This window comes from Malikia spinosa, assembly GCF_002980625.1.
GTDB lineage: Bacteria > Pseudomonadota > Gammaproteobacteria > Burkholderiales > Burkholderiaceae_C > Malikia > Malikia spinosa.
Genome location: NZ_PVLR01000100.1, coordinates 1 through 700, shown reverse-complemented (window position 1 = coordinate 700; position 700 = coordinate 1). Strand labels below are relative to the sequence as shown.

The 700-nt window shown below is 67.6% G+C and carries 1 protein-coding gene; it reads left to right on the top strand.

What is annotated here, in order from left to right; genetic code table 11:
- The coding region (locus C6P61_RS17530) for an FAD-binding protein (protein WP_146115109.1) at window positions 1-700 on the top strand (700 nt) is incomplete at both ends.

Here is a 700-nt window from a genome sequence, read left to right as displayed (position 1 = left end):
CAAGCGCCTGCCCTCGGTCTATGAGATCGGCGTCAACTTCGCCAACGTCGACATCACCAAGGAAGACATTCCGGTCGTGCCGACCATCCACTACCAGATGGGCGGCATCCCGACGAACATCCACGGCCAGGTCGTCACCCCCGACGGCCACGGCGGCCAGGCAGTCGTCAACGGCCTGTACGCGGTCGGCGAATGCGCCTGCGTCTCGGTGCACGGCGCCAACCGCCTGGGCACCAACTCGCTGCTCGACCTGCTGGTGTTCGGCCGTGCCGCCGGCAACCACATCGTCGCCAACCTCGACACTAAGGCCGAGCACAAGCCGCTGCCCCAGGACGCCGCTGACAAGACCCTGGCGCGCCTGGCGCGCCTGGACGCCAGCACCACGGGCGAATACGCCCAGGACGTGGCCAACGACCTGCGCGCGACCATGCAGCAGCACGCGGGCGTGTTCCGCACCCAGGCCAGCATGGACGAAGGCGTGCGCAAGATCAACGCGATGCGCCAGCGCGTCGCCAACATCACGCTGAAGGACAAGTCCAAGGTCTTCAACACCGCGCGCATCGAAGCGCTCGAAGTCGACAACCTGATCGAAGCCGCGCAGGCGACCATGACCTCGGCTGCTGCCCGCCACGAATGCCGCGGCGCGCACACCGTCAACGACTACGAGCGCGGTGCCGACGACGCCGAATTCCCGCTGGGC